Below are 18216 nucleotides of genomic sequence, written 5' to 3'. Positions count from 1 at the left end.
GCTATGATAGATGTATTATTCGGAAGCGGGTCCGGAGACGCCGATCATCCGCAGACTGGCACATAGTATTGACGAAGATCGATGTACGCTGCGATGGCTGTGGCCCGATACGATTCAGGCCGTCTACGTGCACAAGGCGGCGGCGGATCGCCCGGCGGCCGAGCGTCCGCCGGCTGCGGAGCTGAAGCTGTATACGAGAGACGAGTACAAAGCCAACAACGGGTACCATGACCGGATTGATGGGATCGGGCGGCTCGTCTATACCATCTACGCTTGTCTGCTGCAGGAGGACGGACAGCAGCAGCTCGTCATCCAGCAGGATGGCGGGAACCGGATCGCACTGAGCACCGGCCGGGCGAGAATCTGTTATTCGATCCGCTATAAAGGCGGCTGGTTCAAAACATTCAAGACGGCGCAAATCCAGGTGGCGGCAGAGGTGCCGCTCCCTGCGGATGTGCTGTGCTATGTGAAGAAGCACGGCGGCTATCCCGCCAGTAAAGACGACGGCACGGTCTACCCGTTCGTCGAGCCGTTCGCCCCGGGCCGGAACATGCTGCCGGAGATTGAGATCGGGAAGGACGATTTTATTCGGCTCTTCTTCACCGACGGCCGCCAATACGGCCAGCTGTACGAGCTGATACCGGAATGAGGAGGAGAAGACATTGGGGATTTTTGATTTTCTGAAGCGCAAGCCGCAGCCGGCGTCACGGCCGCTGTTCTATGATATCGTATGCCCGTACTGCTTCAGCAAGTTCTCGCCGGCGGAGGTTGTGTTCCGCGCGGCGCATCACCGCGAGGATGACGAGAATTATGCGCTGCAGGAGGATGAGAAGCTGAACAAATACCGGGATCGCTTCGGTTTGGACACGGTCTATGATATGGAGGCGGTCATCGAGCCGCGCGATGTTCCCGAGGAGCATCATCTGTATTCCGACCATGTGCTTATCGGGCTGAATGACCGCTATGGCGTCGTCACGCGCAGAAGGCTGTGTCCGCACTGCCATAATGAGCTGCCCGTAACGGCAGGGAAGGTGCCGAGCAATATCATTTCCATTATCGGAGCTTCCCAGGTCGGCAAATCGGTCTACATGACCTCGCTGATTCATACGCTCCAGCATGTGACGGCCGATCATTTCGATGCCGCCTGCATGCCGCTCAATGCGGAGATAAGTCGCAAGTTCCGCACGTTGTACGAGGAGCCTCTGTTCGAACGCGGCGATCTGCTCGCGTCGACGCAGAAGGAGAAGATGCAGGAGCCGTTCATCTTTCAATTCGTCTTCAAGGATGAGACGAAGCCGCCGCTCACACTGGTGTTTTTTGATGTCGCGGGGGAAGGGATGGTCGATCAGGATTATCTTGGCCTGCATGGCCAGCATATTAAAAATTCGACCGGCATTCTGTTCATGATTGATCCGCTGCAAATTCGGTCGATTCGTGAAAAAATCCGTATGCAATACGGCGGAGCCTCCGACGATTGGGTACCGCAATATGACGAGCCGCGCGATGTCGTGCTGACGCTGTTCGGCGACTTCATCGCTTACCAGGACAAGAATAAGACCGACATCCCGACGGCGGTCGTACTGACGAAGAGCGACATGCTGCATGCGTTGAAGGATGAGGATGGAGACTATATTAAGTCGAATAGCAATATTTTTCACAATATGGTTCATCGCAAATATCTTGATCTGACGGAATTCCATAATATCGACGGCGAGATCCGGCGCTTCATCGAGAAGGTGGACCGTCCATTCAAAGGAACGATGGATGTCTATTTCTCCAATACGGCCTACTTCGCCGTGTCGGCATTGGGCAGCAACCCGGTCAATCAGAAGCTGCAGGGGGTTGTCAGTCCAATCCGGGTAGATGAGCCGTTCATCTGGCTGTTGCATCAATTGAATTATATCGAGGGGAGAGAGCAGCATTGACATCGAACAGATCCTCTCGCATCCAGCAGCAAATGTACACGCGGGAGCGGCGCGGTATTTTCCGTTCCAACGAAGGCTTCGACACGATCGCGGTCTCCGGCGGGCTTGATACCGGATTCATCAAAAAAGTACTGCACCCGTTCTGTGTCTATGACGCACCGGCGGAGCTGGCCGCGCGCGGTGAGAAGGACGAAGCGCGCTATCCGCAAGCACTGCACCTGTTCCACGCTGAGATGGGGCAGCTCGTCCTAGGCCGCAGCATCTATCAGGCGGCGGATTTCACGGGCTTGCGCAGCGCCTTCTTCACCCATAACTATATTATGCCCGCCGATCAGGCGGCTGAAGCGGTGAAGGACTACCCCTCGCTGCTGAACGCGGACTTCGGCGGCAGCTATGACATCGAGCAGGGCACAGAGCTGCCTGAGTTGGAGAGGATTCCTGCCGCGGCGGAAGCGCGCCGTCCGGCTTCGCCGGCCTCCCTGCTCGCCAGCCTCGGCATCGACGAGAAGATGTTCAAGAAGCTGTTGTTCGCCGTCATCTCGTCCGTTGTCACAAGACGCAAAGTGTTCGTGGCGCTCGACGTCGCGGTGGAGGAATTGTCAGAGACTGCCTTGCAGCTGGTCGGCGTGCTGTACGGCAGTCTGCCGTATGCGTACCGCCGTGCGTTCGGCTTCCTGACGTTCTCGAAGGAGCCGCAGAGCCGGAAGGGCATTCATCTGACGTTCGTCGAGCAAGGGAGCTTGCGCCCGAATGATCGCAGCATCGACAAGGATTATACCTTCGATCTCGCGTCCAAGCGGGTGACGAATGTCGATATCGATCTGGGGAAGCAGCCCTACTTGAGCTTCGCCTGGAGCAATCTGGATCAGCCCGGGCGGGCGGAAGCCTTCTATGTCTTCCACGAGCAGATGCTGGAGGGTATGGACTCGCAGCGGCATACCGCGATCGCGAGCTGCCACGAGCTGGCTGTCTTGTACCAGATCGAGGAAGGCAGTGATTCTGTGTATATGCAGAATCGGGTTGGCGCGCTGCGTTCGATGCTCGATTACTTGGCGCCGGAAGGGGCTGTTCAGTCGAAGCGGCGGCTGGCGGAGCTGTTCCGCGGAGGCTTCCAGCGCGAGTATGAGCTCGTCAAGCAGGGCGAGATGCCCGATCCGGCTATCGTGAAATGCTTCATGGAATTCGAAGCGCTTGCCGGGGCGGCGCTGGGCAGCGATCTGCTCGGGTACTTGATCCGGAGCTTATATGAAGCCAATCAGGCGAAGAGCCGTGAGCGAACGGAAGCCTATTATGCGCTCATCGAGGGCAGCGACAGCGTCAGCAAGCCTTTCTTCGACACGTTGCTGCGGGGCGGCAAGACGGTGGAGCTTTTCTTCCCGTATATGCGGCAGAAATTCCAGGAGATCGTCCGGGCCGAGGAGCTTGTGAAGCTGGCTCACCATTGGTCCAGCCAGCATCCGGTACTGCTGCGCAAGGCTGAGTTCACCGAGCTGGCTGCCGGGCAGCTTGCCGAGAAGCTGCGGCATGATGCGGAGCCGGTGTCCGCCGTGAACGCGGTGCTGGATACGGTAGACCGCCTTCTCGCGGAGAAGGGGCGGATTGCCGGCGAAGATATGCTGCTCTTGATGGAGCAGTTGTCTTATGCGGCGAATGTGTTCCTGCTGACGGAGCTGAATCTGGAGCAGACGCGCCAGGAAGCGTTCCTCCAGATCGGTTTCCTAGCGCACCCGGGCGAGGTGAGGGAATGGGTCGCCCGTTATTCGCCTCAGGTGCAATCCACGGCGAATGTCATGCTGGCTGCATACCGCTGGTTCCGCGACGCCGAGCCGGATGAATCGATCTTCGGCGGGTTATCGCCTGCCGAGCTGGATCGGTTGCAGCAACTTGGACGACGCTGGCTGCAGAAGGATCTGGAGCCGTCCCGCTTCCGGCGGCTAGTGCTGGCGTTCTACCGGGATGCCGACACAGGCTTGATCGAATACGGAGCGCTGCTCCATTATTTGCACCTGCATGCGCCGAACCGGGAGACCGTCTATCTGTTCATGAACTGGTCCGAGAAGCAGCGCTTGTTCTCGCGAGAAAGGAAGCTCGAGCCGGGATATGCCGCGGCGGTGGTCGCTTATTTCAAAAAATACGACCAAGACGCGTTCAAAAACCGGACGAACCGTAAGCTCTATTTCGAGCAGGCGGGTGCGCCGCTTCAGGCTGCATACGTCAAGGCCCGCAGTGAGTTATCGCCGCCCATCGTCAGATGGCTGCGGCGCAACCGGAAAGCGATGGTGTGGTTCGCGACCGCGATCCTGGTCATCGGCGGCGGATTGGCGGCTTCCGGTGTCTTCGACAGCGGCAAGCCCGCAGTGGCGGATATCACTGCGTCCAATCCTGCGCCGTCTCCGCAAGAGCGGACCAATAAGATCGAACCGCAAGTCTACGCGAGGCAAGTCGAAGATTCCGTGGACGGCGAATGGAAGCCGACGACAGAGCTTGTATTCGAGTTCGGAACGGAGGCGGAATGCTCTGCTTTTCAGGCGGGCACGATTACATTGAAGCTGGAGGGTGGCCCCGAGCAGACGTATAAGGATCGTCCTGTGCAGCATCTCTGTTCTTCGGGGGCCGCTTCTTCTTCCACAAGCGGCGGGCAGCAGGCTCAGAATGGCGGCGGGAGCGGACAACCAGCCGATTCTTCTGATAGCAAGCCAGGCTCGACAGGGGAAGAGGACAGTGCGCAGCCGAACGAGACGGTGGGAGCCACGCCGCCGGTAGACACACCGCCGGGAGAAGCGGCGCCACCAGCCGGAGGAGCAGATGGCAGCGCTGGCGGGACTTCGGCCGAGCCGACCCAGCAGCGATCCTATCAAGCGATTGTTTCTTTGGGTGAAATGGTAGATGTAGGGGAAATAAGCGAAGTACTTGTGAATCAGAAAATAGTTGAGTATATTGAGAAATAGAGGCTGACAGTCAGCCTCTATTTTTTTGTCATCCTGTACCGAATGACAGAGAAAACTATGAGCCATGCGCTCGCTGCCGGTACGCTTGAACCGCGAACGCGAATGGATTCGATGGGAACGGTGCCATCGCTCGTGCTGACGATTGGATTGTGGGGCGTCCGCTATGTGGCGGAGGGTGCGGAGAAAGATAGATTCGAATAAACATTGAATGCTAGGTTACTAGGGGGATGTCGGATATACAATGTCTAGTTTGGAAAACGGCCTAAATCATTTTGTCGCGTTTGGCTTGACATCCGTCTTTTTACGTGATATGACATACAATTCATGTCCGCGCATGTCTGCTTGGAGATGGGGAATAAGAGCCATCTTCTCTGGTATAGAAATTTCTTTGTATCGGTCGATTTCTGTAGACTTAGATTGATATCCATATGAATTCGGTGTGGAGCTTGGCGAGAAAAGATAGTAATTGGTTCTGGAACATGTTCGAGCACATGCCAAAAAGCAACGGCGTTAAAGGTTGAACCAAGCTTCATTATAAATTTCCGGAATAAATTTTTTAGTATTGATATTTGATAATCCTTCCTGAAATACCAACTCGCAATTAGAACATTGCAATAAGTTAAATTGGCTATAACGATGAAAGTATTTAATGAATTGTGATTTGCATACCGGACAATTCATGGATAGCCCTCCCCCTTCACATTATGGTATATGACTTCGTGGAGCATTGTGTTTTATCCTAAAAAAAGAAATCAGGAACAATCGTGGAACAAGGCTGGCATGACGAGTTGTTGACATTGGGTGGTTTGTATGCCCGGCTGTGAAGACGACAGCAGGAAGGGAGCGACTGGAGCTTATCTTCATGAGGCTGCAAATCTTATTACGCTCGATTCCTTGGCAGACACACTGGATTGCAGTACCATAACCAGTTTCCCCGTTGGATAAGTGGCAGTCTACAACTACGAGCGGTTACCAAAAAAATGAAGCAGCCTTAGCCCGATGAAAGCACGAGCGAAGGCTGCTTAAGCATATTATTTTATTTTATTGAGAATAAGCGTACCGCTCGATCAGCGTTTCATACACATTTTTAGGACGGAGCCCGACAAGTTTTTCTACCGGCTCGCCGTTATGAAACATAATGACCGTCGGCATAGACATAACTCGGTATTCGGACGCGATGGCAGGGGAGTCGTCACAGTCTACCTTGACTACGTTTACCCGTTCCCCATATTGTTGATCCAACTCGTCGAGAATTGGCAGAAGCGCTTTACATGGCGGGCACCACGTTGCTCCGAATTCAACAAGTGTAACCCCTTGCTCGCGAATAGATCCGTGAAAGGATTGTTCATTCACTTCGTATATACTCATCGTTATTCCTCCCGGTTTGTTGTTTTTCTTTCCTTCATAATGAAGCAGATGCGCTCTTGCAGATTGGACTTTATAGATTGAAGAAGATGGATTTGCTCGTCGATTTCCGCAAGCTTTTGCTCATATATCGGGAGCACCTCTTGGCAGAAGGCTTCTTCATTCTTGAGGACGCATTGCAGAAATCCAGCGATTTGCTCCGTTGTGAGTCCAAGGCTTAAATAAAACTGAATGGTGCGCACTTGTTCTTCCGCAAACGTTGAATATTCGCGGTAGCCATTCGTATGCCTAGCGGGAGTAAGCAATCCCTGCTGCTCATAATAACGCAGTGAGCGAAGGCTAACCCCAGTTCGGGCGGAAAGTTCCCCGATTCTCATGTTCAAATCCCCTTCATGAATGATTCTTTTTCATTATAAACCCTGACACTGGTGTTAAGGTCAACCACTAGTTGATGTTTTGTATGAATAACTATAGTCAAGCAAGAAGGGGTGTCTTAACATTTGCGCAAATACAGCAAAACCTCCAGTTCCACATCGTGGGCTGGAGGTCTTATTGCTTTGAATGGTGATCCCTAAAAGGGCACCAAGTATCCTATTTAAATAAATTCAGCGTTGTAATGATGATCGGCATGGCAAACACATCGATAAGAAAGGCTCCTACAATGGGAACGATCAGGTACGCTTTGCGGGAAGGACCGAAACGTTCCGTTACCCCGGCCATATTGGCCATTGCATTAGGCGTGGCGCCGAGGCCGTGTCCAGTAAAACCGGCGACCATCACGGCGGCGTCATAGTCTTTGCCCAGCAACCTGAACAAAACGAAAATCCCGAACAGAACGATAAAGAGGACTTGTACCAGCACGATGGCGAGAATCGGAAGGGCAAGATCTGCTACTTCCCATAACTTGATGCTCATAAGCGCCATGGACAGGAAGATGCCAAGTGTAACGTCGCTTACTAGGTTGATACTCTTCATGTCGATGGCATTCGGATTAAATTTGTCCACAATGTTGCGGACGATAACGGCCACGAACATGGCTCCGACATATCCAGGAAGGACAAAGCCTGTCGCTGACGTGAACAGCTCTCCCAAATACGTCCCAAGCGCCATACAGAATGTAATGAGCAGCACTTGAATGAAGAAGGAATTTGTCGTTATCGGTTGAACGTATGCTTCTACGCTCGCAGCTTCCTCATTTGTTTCCGTCGGCTTCAGGTTGTATTTCGCTATCAAATATTTTACCGTCGGGCCTCCAACCAGACCGCCTGCGATAAGACCGAAGGTAGCTGACGCGATCCCAATAGACAATGCCGAATGGATTCCCAGATCTTCAATGGTTTGTCCAAATGCGCTTGCCGCTCCATGTCCGCCTTCCATAGACACGGCTCCTGCCATCATCCCAATAAGCGGATGAATGTCGAATAAGGAGGCGAGGGAAACCCCGATTACATTTTGCGCCAAAGCGAGGAATCCGCAGGCAAGCCAGTAAATGACGAGCAGCTTGCCGCCTAACTTGATGAGTTGAAAGCTTGCTCCCAATCCTACCGTGGTGAAGAACGTGAGCATGAATAGACTTTGGAGCGAAGTATCCAAGGTAATTTCTAATAGACCTGTCGTTTTCAGGATCGTAGCTAGGATAGCAAACAGCAGTCCACCGACAACGGGCGCTGGAATACAAAACTTTTGCAGTACTCCCGATTTTCTGACAAAAAAGGTTCCAAGTACAAGTAGGGCTACAGCTAAAAATATCGTATTCACTTGATTAAGCGCCAGCGTCATCAGTGTTCCTCCCCATAAATGTCATGATTGCTTCATTCGTCAAGTATGCTCCCAGCTTTATGGTTCTTCCGTTCTCGTCAACAGCCGGATTTACCTCGCAAATATCAAACGAAAGCGTTTTCTTATGAGCGGCGACTGTGCGAATAAGGGTACGAACGACCATCGGTGTTAATCCGAAAGGAGAGGGAGCGCTGACTCCCGGCGCAAATGCCGCATTGAGAACGTCGGTACATAGGGTGAGCATGACATAATCTTGTTGTTCCATGAACGTGTGTAAGGATGAAATGATGGTATCGATCTGTTCTTCATGCATGTCTTCTTCTAGAATGTAGCGGGCACCGAGTTCGTCCGCTTTGTCGAACAGTTCTTGTGTATTCCCGAAACGCTGGATGCCAAGCACAAAGTAGCTGCTGCTCTGATCCTGCTCTAGTATTTGACGAAACATCGTTCCTGATGATGGCTGAGTGTCGTAGGGGCGTAGGTCGAAATGGGCGTCAATATTGATAATGCCTAGCGAAGCATCTGGTCCGATATGCTGCCGGACACCTAAATAATGTCCATACAGCGTCTCATGTCCTCCGCCTAAAATAATAGGAGTAGTGGATTTGGAAAAGAGTTCAGAGACGGCATGGCCCAATGCTGCCTGGGCTTCTTCCAGCTTGTCATTTGAACAAGTTACATTCCCCGCATCGACAAGACGATGACCTTCCGCTGTTCTCCAGGGGAGGCTTGCGAGCGCTTGCCTGATCGCATTTGGAGCGTTCGCTGCACCTAATCTCCCTTGATTGCGCCGCACGCCTTCTTCGCATTCAAAACCGATGATGGCGCAAGTGTTTGGAGAAAAGGTTTCCCATGGTGCATCCAGCTCCATCCGCTCCACAATTTGATGGTAGCGGAAGCTGCTTCTTCTCTCTGCATGATCCGTTCGGCCGACCCATACATCGGCTCCAATCGATTTTCGCAATGACCCCACCCTTTCTCGTATTCTGTTGTTTCATTATATGATGACATTCTTATAATTTTAAATATATAATACAAATATATTAATAGCTTTTAGCTATAAATAGGGAAAGGAAGATCGTTCTGGATATCAAACAACTCCATTATTTTGTGACGGTTGCCGATCAGTTGAGCTATTCCAGAGCCGCGCAAAAACTGCATATTTCACAGCCCTCCTTAAGCAACGCTATTAAAAACTTGGAGCATGAGGTCGGATCGCCGTTGTTCGAACGAAGCACGAGAAAAATCGAACTGACGGACGCTGGCAGCGTGTTGTATGAGAAATCGATTCGGCTGCTCTCCCAAATGAACATTTTGAAAAAAGAGATGGAGGAAGTAAAGCTGACCGGAAGAGGGGAGCTCGTGATTGGCATGATCGAGTCCGTAAGGCAATGGGTGCCCCAAGTGATCCGTGAATATCACAGTCGCTTTCCTTCGATGCATATTAAGCTGTTCGAGGTGCTGAGCAGAAAGGCGGTCGTCGATTCCTTGCGGAAATACCATACCCACCTCGTCATTACGAACCAGTGCATCCATGAAGACGATATTGAATCGCTCCCTTTGTATAAGGAAAGGTTAGTCCTAGTGCTGCATCGGGAACACGCTTTAGCCCAGAAGGATTCCATTACATTCAAAGAGTTGGAGAAAGAACCCTTCATTATTAGCATGGAAGGATTCCAGACGAGAGAAGATATTTTGAGAGCCTTTGCGCTTGAGCAAGCATCACCGAACATCAAATTCGAAATCGAGCGGTTCGAGACCGCTTTGACATTAGTAAGAGAAAACCTTGGGGTTGCTATTATTCCAGAAAACTATTTGGTTGAACCGAAGGATGAATCGATTGTCCGCAAAACGCTGGATTCGCCTGCTTTGGAACGTACAGTCTATTTAATGGTTATGAAAAATCGGTATTTGGCACCTGCGGTTCAGTGCTTTTTGGAAGAGATACAACGCAACTTTGCGCCGGGGCACATAGCAACGGATGTAATATATAGTATGGGTAAGGGTGAAAAAGAGAAGCTAGAGAGTAGTAATCTTTAAGGTAAGGAGGTTCGTGTCATTTCTCTACTTTGTATCTATTCGTGAAGTTCATAGGTATCATCGGGGTATTTGCAATTCGCAAAAATCACGTAATTGGAAATCAGCAGAAGAATCAAAAAAGGCCCTGAGATGCAAAAAATATATTGCGAAAACTTAACATTAAGATGATAAAATTAAGATATACCGAAGAATTAGACGGATTTGTAGGAGGTAACGAATGATATGGCAAGAAGTAAGAGAACTGTTTCCTGACCAATTTGTTCTGGTTTCAAGCCAGGGAATATCGTGTACCATACTTCAAATCAAGATTTTGTGATTCATCTTCGCCGAGATCCATTAATGAGAGTGAGACGTAATAGTAATGAAAATTAACTATGACGGCTATAGAATGAAATGGGTATAGCTTAGAGTTGGTCTTGATATGTTCAACTTATCAGCCGGAGGCCTTAAGGTGTGAGACGTCGGGAACATATTAACGTTAAATGAAATTTCAACAGCCAGGCCGTAAGTCAGCGGGTTATCCGATGATTTACGGCTTTTCATGTTATCCATAAAAATGAACATTGAACAAAGTATTCATTAATACACATATAAATAGATACTCCGTAAATTTGTAAGCGCTTAACTATTTACATTGAATAATTTTACAAAATACATCCAAAAGTCTGGAGGTGGCTTTGCATGAAGCTATTGGCCGCTGTAACCGTTCCGAGCGTCAAACGTCACAAGAAGAAACACTGGCTTCGTGTTACCGGAATCATTGTTTTGGTATTAGTCCTTTTGCTTGCCTGCGCTGGGGGATACGTTTATTGGTTCGTGAATAAAAGCCTGCCTGTCGTTCAGGGGAAACTCAACATTTCTGGACTAGAAAAGGAAGTGACGGTATGGAGGGATGCTTCCGGCGTTCCGCATATCGAGGCGCAAAACGAACATGATCTCTACATGGCTCAAGGCTATGTAACGGCGCAGGATCGCATGTTCCAGATGGATATGAGCCGAAGGCAGGCTTCCGGACAGCTTAGTGAAGTGGTGGGGGCTAAGGCTATCGACCGCGATAAATTTTTCCGTGCGTTTAGTTTGCGGCGGGCGGCGGAGGTTTCTCTTGGAGCTTACTCAAAAGAGTCCAGACAGGTGCTGCAATGGTATGCGGATGGCGTCAACAATTACATCAAACATGCCAAAGCCGCCAGATCGCTACCGGTCGAATTTGCGATTCTGGGGTATGAACCCGGGGAATGGCAGCCTGTGGACTCCTTGACGATTGGCAAATACATGTCCTATGATCTGGCAGGCAACTGGGAGGGTCAGGCTTTTAGGTACGCAATGGCGCAGAAGCTGTCCCCCGAGAAATTTCAGTCGGTTATGCCAACCTATCCGAAGGATGGGGCAATGATCATTCAAGCGTTAAAAGAACAACCGGTCGATCTGACAGCGCTGGCAGCTACCGCGGTTCCGCGGGATCCATTTAACGGCAGCAACAACTGGGTCGTATCTGGAGAGAAGTCGGCATCCGGCAAGCCAATGCTGGCCAATGACCCGCATCTGGGCCTAAGTACGCCGTCCATCTGGTATGAGACGCATCTCTCGGCACCGGAGCTGAACGTGAGCGGAGTGATTTTTGCGGGCGTTCCAGGGATCATTCTCGGGCATAACGACACGATAGCCTGGGGGGTGACGAATCTAAGTCCGGACGTACAGGATCTCTATATTGAAAAAAGAAACCCGAACAATCCGCATCAATTCGAATATATGGGCCAATGGGAAGATGCCAAGGTTTATCAAGAGGAAATTAAGGTAAAAGGCGAGGCTCCGGTGCCGTATGAAGTTGTCGTGACCCGGCATGGGCCGGTTATCTCTGAATTCGCACATGATCAGCGTCAGGAAACGGCGCTTGCGATGAAATGGACCGCCTTGGATGCAACGACCGAGCTCGAAGCGGTTCAGATGTTCGCGAAAGCGCAGAACTGGGAGGATTTCAAGCAGGCGTTGACACATTTTGAAGCACCTGCTCAAAATTTTGTTTTTGCTTCTACGGACGGCACGATTGCCTACCGTGGGAACGGCCTGATTCCGATCCGCAAAAAAGGCGACGGTTCGGTTCCGGTACCAGGCTGGACGGATGAATATGAGTGGACGGGATATATCCCGTGGGATGAACTGCCCACAACCGTGAATCCAAAGGAAGGGTTTATCGCTACGGCGAACAATAAAGTGATTGGCGACAGCTATCCGTATCATCTAACGGACGTCTGGTCCCAGCCATACCGTGAAGCGCGTATCCAACAGGTGCTATCTGCCAAGGATAAGCTAACCGTAGAGGATATGATAAAACTTCAATTTGACCGCGATAACCTTCAGGCAGAAGAGTTTGTTGATGAGTTGATTGCCAAGATCAAAGACTCGCCGGATTTGCGGCAAATCGACCGCGACGTGCTTTCGCTTGTACAAGGATGGAATAAAGTGAATGATCCGGATCTGGCTGCACCGCTTGGCTTTGAGCTGTGGATGCAGGGTTTTGATGATGTGCTATTCACATCCGAAATCAACGCTGATTTGATGGAGCTATTTAACAATAAATCGGTTGTTAAGGATGAAATGCTCCGCAGGGCGCTTCAAGGCGAGCGGGAGCCATGGATCGACGAAAAAGGCGGAATCGAGAAGGTGGCGCTGCAGGCATTCCAGCTGGCTGTGGATCAGGCTGTTTCGCTGCAGGGCAAACATCCGGACAAATGGCAGTGGGGCAAGTTCCATCAGGTTGATTTTGCTCATCCTCTTGGTGCTGTGAAGCCGTTGGATCTGATTTTTAATGCCAAGTCTGTTCCGATGGGCGGCGGCCGTGTCACCGTCGGGGCTGCAGGTTGGGATGCAAAGAGCGGCGAAGTCACCCATGGGGCACCGTGGCGAACGGTCATCGATATGTCCAATCCGACCCGTTCGTTGAATGTGGTGGGGCCCGGCCAATCCGGACATGTGCTGAGCAAGTGGTACCATGACCAGGTCGATGACTGGTCGACCGGACAATACCACGTCTCGAGTATCGAACCGAATGAATACCGAAAGGCAGGAAATGAACTGAAATTAGCGCCGGAATGAGAAAATGAGAAGAAAAATGCGATAGATTCCCAAACAACACACGACCCAGTCTAAGATAGCGCTATGTAAGGCTGGGTTGTGTGACCCTTACAAGAATACATGGAAAAACCGGCCTCGCGGCCGGCAGGAGTCTATCGGAAAAGGTACCCATGCTCTCAGATGGACATCTTCTGCAAATGCGCTTCGAGCCGGTCAAGATTTTCCTTGGTGTGTAAAGATGCGATTTCCTTGATGGCGTTGAATACGGCTTCATCTTCGAAAAGCTGGCGCATAGTTAATCTGGTTGTGCCGCCAAAATCCTCGAAGGTTGCCATGAGTTGAAAATGGGGGTCATATAGATACCGCAGCACGATCCGTTCTGGCCCGATTTCGACAAATTCGTTTTTATTGGGATAATCGACTCCGTCCGGTTCGTGCATCACAAACTCCCATATCCCTCCCGGCCGTAAATCAAATTCGAGAAAAGTGTTCGTAAACCCGTTCGGACCCCACCACTGTGCCAAATGCTCGGGTTTTGTCCAGGCTTCGTAAACGAGAGATGGAAATGCATTTATCACCCTCGTTGTTACCAACTCCTTTTCTTCCGCTGCGCTGATTTCACAGTTTGCCGCTTGGTTTCCCGTCATGTCCGTTCCTCCCTCGCCTTAGGTTCTCAGATGGACATCTTCTGTAAATGCGCTTCGAGCCGATCAAGATTTTCCTCGTTGGCTGGAGTTGCAATTTTCTTGATGGCGTTGAACACGGCAGCGTTCTCGAAGAGCTGGCTCCAAGTTAGTCTGGTTGTACCGCCTAGATCCTCGAAGGTTGCCGTGAGTTGATAATGGGGTTCACATACGTGCCGCAGTACGATCCGTTCTGGCCCGATTTCTACAAATTCGCTTTTATTGGGATAATCAACTCCGTTCGGTCCGTGCATCACAAACTCCCATGTCCCTCCCGGCCGTAAATCAAATTCGTGGAAAGTGTTTGTAAACCCGTTCGGACCCCACCACTGTGCCAAATGCTCGGGTTTAGTCCAGGCTTCGTAAACGAGAGAAGGGGATGCATTTATCACCCTCGTTGTTACCAATTCGTATTCTTCCGCTGAGCTGGTTTCGCTATTTGCCGCATGGTTTTCTGTCATGCTCGTTCCTCCTTTACATAGTTTGAATAGGTTAGTCGATCTCCAACTGCACACCCAGCTTATCCATCATCTCCTTGGTTCCGTGCTCGCGCTGAGCCGGCGTATCGTGGCCATCGAGAAAGACGCCTTGCTCGGTGAAAATCAGCTTTGTTCCTTCGCCCTCTGGCTTGAACTCGACGGTCGTTGCGGAAACGGAAATTCGGGTCTCGCCCATATCCAACGTATAGGTGTACACGATGCGTTCGTCCGGCACAATGTCGTGGTACCGGGCATTGAAGGTAAACACCGCTCCGCCGGGAGGCCCTCCTTGAGTGCGTTCACCACCGCCGACACGGAAGTCAAACTCATCTGCTTTCGAAAACCATTGCTCTTTCATGTGAGGATTCGCCCAGTAGGCAAAAACCTTTGCCGGCGAAGCTTTGTACACTCGCTCAACGACGAAAGTGTGATGAATGGCTGATCGTTCATTCATGATTTTCAGCTCCCTTGATTCGATTCGTCGGCATCCTTATCGAGGAGGTCGCCCAGCTGATCCAGGCGATGCTCCCAATTCATCCAACGTTCGAGGATCACTTTTTCTTGGCTCTTTTTCATCATTTCTAATAATTTTGTAAAATCTTCTACCGTCACTGGTTGTTTCAAAAGCATGAGGTCAGACACGGATTCCAATCCGGCCAAAAGCTTTTGTTGCATCTGGATCGTATCTTTTAGACGGGCGATTTGCAGCGACACAATTTGCAGCGGACTAAAGTGGCCGCCGGTTATTACGGACTTAATCTCCTCAAGCGATAAGCCTAGCTCCTTTAAGGACAAAATTTGCTGCAGTCTCGATAGGTCGGCTTGGTTATACAGCCTGTGCCCCGAATCGGAATGCGCCGAAGGAGAAAACAGGCCAATCTGATCATAAAATCTCAATGTTCGTAACGTGAGTCCCGTGAGCTTAGCAAGATCTCCGACTTTCCAAAGCTGCTTCATAATCACCTCTTTTTGTGCTGCGCATCAATTTGCCGGCAACTATACTATAAAACATGACGTTACGTCAGGTGCAAGTGTTATCTCTTGAAACGGAAAAAATATAACGAAAAGGCCCTAACATAACGTTATGCTAGGGCCTTTCGTATTTCTAAATCACTCCAATTACATTTAAAAATACGATTATAATTGCAATTGGTGCTATATAGCGAAGTAAGAATAACCATAATACGAATAATTTATAGCCTTTATTTTTACTTACTTCCAATTCTCTCATTAACACATCTTTTTTCATTTTTAACGGTACGAAGATTGCAACTAATAATACACCGAGTGGCATAAGAACATTACTTACTGTAAAGTCAGCTAAATCAAAGACGGTTTTGCCAAACAATTCAACATCGCTTAATACGCCATAGGATAGCGCCGATGGAATCCCTACGACAAAGATTAGTAATCCGACAATCAGTGCCATTTTTTCGCGTTTTCCGTTCCCTTTTTTCGTTAAAGAGGCAACGCTAATTTCCAACATCGAAATTGCGGATGTTATCGTTGCAAAGAAAAATAGTAACAAGAAAATAATGAAGAATAGCTTTCCGAATGCCATTTTACTGAAAATCGCTGGCAATACAATAAATAATAGACCTGGCCCTTGAGATGGTTCCATTCCAAATGCGAATACAACCGGGAAAATAGCAAGTCCCGCAAGCAATGTAATCACAAGCGTTAAACCGACGATAGAAAACGCGGAACGCGGTAAACTTTCTTCTTTCGGTAAGTATGAGCTATACGTTACCATGACTCCTACACCGACAGATAATGAGAAGAACGATTGCCCCATCGCATATAACACAATTTCAGACGTTACATGTGAGAAATCTGGTTGTAAGAAGAAACGAACTCCTTCTCCAGCACCATCTAATGTAAGTGCTCGAACAATTAAGACAAAGAATAAAACAAATAGTGCGGGCATGAAATATTTATTTACTTTTTCAACACCGTTTTGTACACCTTTACTTACGATAAAAATAGTAATCAAAATAAATAATAGCTGTGCTCCAACCGCCAAATATGGATTGGAAATGATTTCACCAAAAGTTGCTTTGTACGCGCCATTTCCTTCCCATAGTCTTCCTGTAATTGCGTTCCATAAATATAATAGAATCCATCCTCCTACAACACTGTAGAATGAAAGCAATATGAAGCATGTTACAATCCCTAATTTGCCGACCCACGGCCATAGCGTCTTAGGAGCAATATCTCTGTATGCCTCAACAGCCTCTTTTTGTGCACTTCTTCCAATTACAAATTCCGCCAATAATAACGGTAAACCAATTAATAAAGTAAAACCGATGAAAATAAGAAAGAACGCACCGCCGCCTCCAATACCGGCCATATATGGGAACTTCCAAATCGCGCCAAGGCCAATTGCTGAACCTGCTGCAGCTAAAATGAAACCTAATTTCGATGTCCATTGCTGTGAATCCATCGCTTTATCTCCTCTCTGCTTCTTCTATTTCTTTGTCTATTACGATTCGGTCTTTATTCATATTGTTCTATCGTGGATCAGTGGATCCTTTCCCATACAACCACTTCCTTTCAAATAAAAAACGTCCCTACGTAAATACGTAGGGACGATAAAATATCGCGGTACCACCCTAGTTGTGAAGATAGAACAAGAGTAAGACCTAAATAAAAACGTCCCTACGTAAATACGTAGGGACGATAAAATATCGCGGTACCACCCTAGTTATGAAGATACAACAAAAGTAAGACCTAAATAAAAAACGTCCCTACGTAAATACGTAGGGACGATATATATCGCGGTACCACCCTAGTTGTGAAAAAATTCTTCACCACTTTATTTGATAACGGTATTCACTACCGTCTTTCATTTCCTCACAACGTGAGATTTATGAAAGATGCTCCAGGACGAACTTCATGAATAATCTATATGCTGATTCACACCAACCATCAGCTCTCTGAGATAGGGAGATTTCCACTACTTTATCCTTTCATAGCCCAAATATGTAGTTTTCCGAAATGGATATTAACATTTTTATCACGCATTAAAAATAGTGTCAACTAATTTTTTGATTTTCTATGTATTATTCTTTTATTTTTCGCTATAAAAATACTCTTGAATGAATACTACTGAACCTATTTCCACGATATGCCTTTACTTGAAATTACAAACGGTTGTAATATTTAGTCAGGAAATTTCCGAAAAAATAACTGAATCTAGCTTATATTTAGTTGAGAAATTCGGATTTAAGCCGATTCAAGCAAGTAGTGAATCTGTAAGTGAAGCGGCTAAAGAGCTTAAACTTAAACATGGCCTTGATAAAGTTTATCCAGTAATTTATAACGTAGATCAAAAGTTTTTAGTAAAAAGAACTTTTGATAAAGTTAGTGGGAAATTGTCAGTAAGCGACATGTGGTCAATCAACTTTGTCACTAGTAATACTGGGATAACAGTAACTGTATTGAATATCGGCAATGATTCATAACGTGGCATCATCTAAAGTAAACAACCCTTATTTTCTCTTTCCAACTAAGTGTAGCCGATCCAAATGACCAATGATGTATAAGAGGGTGAGATAATTGAATCTAATGCAACTTAAGGTGCCAGCAGGTTATGCCGTAACCTATAACAAATTCTACGATATAGATCCTATGCTTAGTGAGGGTAATGATTACCTAATTGAGAACTGGGGATTCTTCACAGAAGACTTATTACAGATCGTTAAGCTGAAAATTAATAATGGAAAATGGTACATTCCTGAAAATGAAGACGCTTTACTCTTTGATCTAGGTTGGTACCCAGATTCAGATATTAATGGCCATTATCATTTGCAACTTGTTGATGGACAATGGAATCAAATTAAAAGTATCTCTTCAAAAGATCGATTTTTAATTAAAGTGGCACTTGAAGAATGGATGGAAGAACATCAAAAAGTGTAAATGGATC

General features: G+C 48.6%; 17 protein-coding genes and 1 other annotated feature. Of the genes, 8 read left to right on the top strand and 9 right to left on the bottom strand.

Translation table 11 applies throughout. The features are described from left to right. Positions 1 to 10: 10 nt before the first annotated feature. Genes M3661_RS25700 through M3661_RS25685 form a run of 4 tightly spaced genes read left to right on the top strand, consistent with a single transcriptional unit; the run spans position 11 to position 5074 of the window. The gene (locus M3661_RS25700) at positions 11 to 649 is read left to right on the top strand and encodes a beta-mannanase (RefSeq protein ID WP_065294001.1); all 639 of its coding nucleotides are present in this window, start codon (positions 11 to 13) and stop codon (positions 647 to 649) included. 13 nt (positions 650 to 662) lie between these two features. Continuing rightward, complete coding sequence (locus M3661_RS25695) at positions 663 to 1925, top strand: hypothetical protein (RefSeq protein ID WP_251489768.1); 1263 nt, start codon at positions 663 to 665, stop codon at positions 1923 to 1925. Further along, positions 1922 to 4873: a GAP1-N2 domain-containing protein gene (locus tag M3661_RS25690; RefSeq protein WP_251489766.1), complete on the top strand. Its 2952-nt coding sequence runs from the start codon at positions 1922 to 1924 to the stop codon at positions 4871 to 4873. The genes M3661_RS25695 and M3661_RS25690 overlap by 4 nt, the downstream gene beginning before the upstream one ends. Positions 4874 to 4930: 57 nt before the next feature. Further along, entirely contained in the window at positions 4931 to 5074 is a 144-nt protein-coding gene (locus M3661_RS25685; protein ID WP_251489764.1) for a hypothetical protein, read from the top strand. Between the two features lie 840 nt (positions 5075 to 5914). Here the strand turns inward: M3661_RS25685 and trxA are convergent. The 4 genes from trxA to hutG all read right to left on the bottom strand — a co-directional run bounded on the left by trxA (position 5915) and on the right by hutG (position 8990). Then, positions 5915 to 6241, bottom strand: coding sequence for a thioredoxin (gene trxA / locus M3661_RS25680; RefSeq protein WP_251489762.1), 327 nt, complete (start codon positions 6239 to 6241; stop codon positions 5915 to 5917). A gap of 2 nt (positions 6242 to 6243) precedes the next feature. Then, entirely contained in the window at positions 6244 to 6615 is a 372-nt protein-coding gene (locus tag M3661_RS25675) for a MerR family transcriptional regulator (protein ID WP_251489760.1), read from the bottom strand. Positions 6616 to 6829: 214 nt separating this feature from the next. After that, positions 6830 to 8017, bottom strand: a complete 1188-nt coding sequence (gene gltS, locus M3661_RS25670) for a sodium/glutamate symporter (RefSeq protein ID WP_251489759.1) — start codon at positions 8015 to 8017, stop codon at positions 6830 to 6832. Next, positions 8001 to 8990 (bottom strand): formimidoylglutamase, encoded by a 990-nt coding sequence (gene hutG / locus M3661_RS25665; protein WP_397376558.1) that lies wholly within the window; start codon positions 8988 to 8990, stop codon positions 8001 to 8003. The genes gltS and hutG overlap by 17 nt, the downstream gene beginning before the upstream one ends. Positions 8991 to 9100: 110 nt before the next feature. On the opposite strand from hutG, the gene M3661_RS25660 reads away from it, so the two are divergent. Beyond that, a complete protein-coding gene (locus M3661_RS25660; RefSeq protein WP_251489855.1) occupies positions 9101 to 10057 on the top strand; it encodes a LysR family transcriptional regulator in 957 nt (318 codons plus the stop codon). Between the two features lie 681 nt (positions 10058 to 10738). Beyond that, a complete protein-coding gene (locus M3661_RS25655) occupies positions 10739 to 13150 on the top strand; it encodes a penicillin acylase family protein (protein ID WP_251489755.1) in 2412 nt (803 codons plus the stop codon). 155 nt (positions 13151 to 13305) lie between these two features. Here M3661_RS25655 and M3661_RS25650 read toward each other — a convergent pair whose 3' ends face one another. The 5 genes from M3661_RS25650 to M3661_RS25630 form a co-directional block, all read right to left on the bottom strand. Next, the gene (locus M3661_RS25650) at positions 13306 to 13776 is read right to left on the bottom strand and encodes an SRPBCC family protein (RefSeq protein WP_251489753.1); all 471 of its coding nucleotides are present in this window, start codon (positions 13774 to 13776) and stop codon (positions 13306 to 13308) included. Positions 13777 to 13802: 26 nt separating this feature from the next. Then, positions 13803 to 14273: an SRPBCC family protein gene (locus M3661_RS25645; RefSeq protein ID WP_251489751.1), complete on the bottom strand. Its 471-nt coding sequence runs from the start codon at positions 14271 to 14273 to the stop codon at positions 13803 to 13805. Positions 14274 to 14304: 31 nt separating this feature from the next. Beyond that, positions 14305 to 14745, bottom strand: a complete 441-nt coding sequence (locus M3661_RS25640) for an SRPBCC family protein (RefSeq protein ID WP_251489749.1) — start codon at positions 14743 to 14745, stop codon at positions 14305 to 14307. Positions 14746 to 14750: 5 nt separating this feature from the next. Beyond that, positions 14751 to 15248: a MerR family transcriptional regulator gene (locus M3661_RS25635; protein WP_251489747.1), complete on the bottom strand. Its 498-nt coding sequence runs from the start codon at positions 15246 to 15248 to the stop codon at positions 14751 to 14753. 148 nt (positions 15249 to 15396) lie between these two features. Continuing rightward, positions 15397 to 16734 carry a sodium-dependent transporter gene (locus tag M3661_RS25630; protein WP_251489745.1) on the bottom strand — a complete coding sequence of 446 codons (1338 nt, stop codon included), beginning with the start codon at positions 16732 to 16734 and terminating at the stop codon, positions 15397 to 15399. A gap of 315 nt (positions 16735 to 17049) precedes the next feature. After that, positions 17050 to 17273, bottom strand: a binding site (T-box leader). Between the two features lie 155 nt (positions 17274 to 17428). On the opposite strand from M3661_RS25630, the gene M3661_RS25625 reads away from it, so the two are divergent. Beyond that, positions 17429 to 17755: a hypothetical protein gene (locus tag M3661_RS25625; RefSeq protein WP_251489743.1), complete on the top strand. Its 327-nt coding sequence runs from the start codon at positions 17429 to 17431 to the stop codon at positions 17753 to 17755. A 103-nt stretch (positions 17756 to 17858) separates the two neighbouring features. Further along, positions 17859 to 18209: a hypothetical protein gene (locus M3661_RS25620; RefSeq protein ID WP_251489853.1), complete on the top strand. Its 351-nt coding sequence runs from the start codon at positions 17859 to 17861 to the stop codon at positions 18207 to 18209. Positions 18210 to 18216 lie beyond the last annotated feature (7 nt).

The organism is Paenibacillus sp. MER 180 (assembly GCF_023713665.1).
In the GTDB taxonomy this organism is placed as follows: Bacteria; Bacillota; Bacilli; order Paenibacillales; family Paenibacillaceae; genus Paenibacillus_B; species Paenibacillus_B suaedae.
This window is presented reverse-complemented; position numbering and strand designations above follow the sequence as displayed.